This is a genomic window from Ferruginibacter sp. (genome assembly GCF_031430955.1).
Classification (GTDB): Bacteria; Bacteroidota; Bacteroidia; order Chitinophagales; family Chitinophagaceae; genus Ferruginibacter.
Genome location: NZ_JANPCM010000452.1, coordinates 1 through 2,849, shown reverse-complemented (window position 1 = coordinate 2,849; position 2,849 = coordinate 1). Strand labels below are relative to the sequence as shown.

The 2,849-nt window shown below is 38.9% G+C and carries 2 protein-coding genes; both read right to left on the bottom strand.

The genetic code is table 11. The features are described from left to right. Positions 1-339: 339 nt before the first annotated feature. A complete protein-coding gene (locus tag ACY65O_RS12515; protein WP_462221193.1) occupies positions 340-1,839 on the bottom strand; it encodes a DUF1501 domain-containing protein in 1,500 nt (499 codons plus the stop codon). Positions 1,840-1,851: 12 nt separating this feature from the next. Continuing rightward, positions 1,852-2,849: DUF1553 domain-containing protein (locus ACY65O_RS12510; RefSeq protein WP_462221192.1), on the bottom strand; the 998-nt coding region annotated here is incomplete at its 5' end.

Here is a 2,849-nt window from a genome sequence, read left to right as displayed (position 1 = left end):
CTTTATCAATAACTTTTATAAAATTCCGCCATTCATTGTAGCCCAGCAAAAGTTGCAAATCTCTTGCAAGCCAATATTCAACACCGTCATTTTCATTAACCGCTAATTCAAAATTGCTGTGAAGCTGAGAAATAATTTCCTGTTTCATTTTTTATGAATCTGAGATTTATTATGGGTTCAAAAAAAGTTGACCAATGATATATCCTTGAATGGAGCGTCGCCAATGTCGCCCAATCAGGGAACAAAAGCTGGTGATCAAAAAAATCATTGTTCATTTTTAAATATTAATCAGACTATATATATTCTTCCAATGTATTTCCCCCTTTAGGGAATGGGGGTTTACCCTACAATTTCCGTTATCACTCTTCCACTCACATCTGTTAATCTAAATGGCCTGCCCTGAAACTGGTACGTAAATTTTTCATGATTAAAACCCAGCTGATTTAAAATGGTAGCCTGAATATCAAATGCATTTGTTTTTCCATTGATGGCGCTGTAACCAATTTCATCTGTCTCGCCAAAGCTGCCGCCTTTTTTTATTCCGCCGCCAGCCATCCAAATTGTAAATGCTTCGGTGTGATGATCTCTTCCTTTAAACGGCATTGTTTTTCCTTCACGGTTTTCCTGCATGGGTGTACGCCCAAATTCGCCACCCCAAACTACCAGCACTTCGTCTAACAAACCTCTTTGTTTTAAATCTAAAATTAATGCGGTCATTGCTTTATCAACGCTGCGGCATTTATTGGTGTGTCCGATATCAATGGACAAATCCGGATCGGTACCATGTGCATCCCAGCCCCAATCGAAAAGTTGTACAAAGCGTACACCTTTCTCAACCAACTTTCTTGCAAGTAAAACATTATTTGCAAAACATTCTTTGCCGGGCTTAGTGCCATACATTTCCTGAATGTATTGCGGCTCATCATTAATATTCATAACACCCGGTACAGAAATTTGCATTTTGTATGCCATCTCATATTGTGCAATGCGGCTAAGCGTCTCCGGGTCTTTAAACTCCTGGTATTGCTGCTGATTAATTTCATTAATGGTGTTGATACTTGCTTTGCGTAAATCTCTGTCGATACCATCGGGATCTTTAATAAATAAAACCGGATCGCCTTCACTACGGCACTGCACACCCTGGTAAACACTCGGTAAAAAACCATTGCCCCAAACACTTTTTCCGCTATCAGGATTTTTACCGCCGGATGTAAGCACAACATATCCCGGCAGGTTTTGATTCTCTGTTCCTAATCCATACGTTACCCACGAACCCATGCTTGGCCTTCCTAATCTTGCAGAGCCGGTGTGCATCAACAATTGTGCAGGCGCATGATTAAACTGATCTGTTGTAACTGCTTTTAAAAAACTTACTTCATCTGCAATGCCGGCAAAGTGTGGTAAAAAATCGCTTACCCATGCACCGCTTTGTCCACGCTGTTTAAATGTTGCCTGCGGCCCCAGCATTTTTGGTACACCACGGATGAAAGCGAATTTTTTTCCTTCCAGTAAACTCTGCGGACAATCCTGTCCATCCATTTTCATCAGCTCAGGTTTATAATCAAACAACTCTAATTGCGATGGTGCGCCGGCCATGTGTAAATAAATTACAGCTTTTGCTTTGCCTGCAAATAGCGGCATTTTTGGCAACAAAGGATTTGCAGGATCAAATAAAATATTTGAAGATGGATTTGAATTTCCTATACTGCAACCGCCTAATAAATTAGCCAATGCCAAACCACCAAAGCCAAAAGAAGCTTCTCTTAAAAAATGGCGCCGGGTATAAAAGCGGTTTACTTCTTCCTGCGACTCTTTAAATATTTTTGAATTATTTTTCATGAGAAAAATATTTTAATTCTTTGTTACAAATTCATCTAAATTAAAAATTGCATTTACCACTATTGTTAATGCAGCAGCTTCAAGTTTTTTTATTTCATTATTAGATAATATTTTTTCTTTTGCAGCAGCATTTTTGGTATAGGAAAGTATTGCAGTTTCAAATAATTTTTTTAATGCTGCTAAACTTTTATCATCAATACTGTGCAGCATTGTTTTTGCATAAGCCATTTTTATTAAATCGTCTGTACTGCTGTTTGTGTTTTCTTTTAATAATTTAACCGCAAAAAAATTGGAGGCTTCTAAATACACCGAATCATTTAACGTTACCAACGCCTGCAATGGCGAATTGGTTCTAATTCTTCTGCTCACACAAACTTCTCTTGCTACTCCATCAAAAGCAAGCATACTTGGGTAACCTGCAGTTCTTTTGCAAAATGTATATACTGCACGGCGGTACTGGTCTTCGCCTTTACTTATTTTCCATTGGTAACCATTCCATGGCGATAACCAAATACCTTTTGGCTGCCACGGCATAACCGGCGGGCCGTACATTTTAGTGCTGAGTAAGCCACTTGCTGCTAATGCCTGGTCTCTAATTTGTTCTGCACTTAACCTTACCCGTGGGCCCCTTGCATAAAATTTATTGTAAGGATCTTTTTCTAACAGTGCTGCATTTACATTTGATTGCTGCATGTAAGTTGCACTCATCATAATTTCCTTCATCAATTTTTTCAAACTCCATTTATTTTCATGCATAAAACGCCAGCTTAACCAATCTAATAATGCTGTATGCTCAGGCTGTATGCCCTGTGTGCCCATATCTTCCAGCGTTTCGGCGAGGCCCATTCCAAATAATTGTTCCCATATTCTGTTAACGATTGTTCGTGCAGTTAAAGGATTTTCTTTTGCCACTAACCACATTGCTAAGCCTAACCTGTTACGTGGTGCATTGTTAGGAAAAGGATTTAAAGATTTTGGTACATCAGCATTTACAACAACGCCTTTTACAA

Excerpts from the sequence above, each read along its gene's own strand:
- ACY65O_RS12515 (WP_462221193.1), bottom strand. The coding sequence starts at position 1,839 with ATGAAAAATAATTCAAAAATATTTAAAGAGTCGCAGGAAGAAGTAAAC.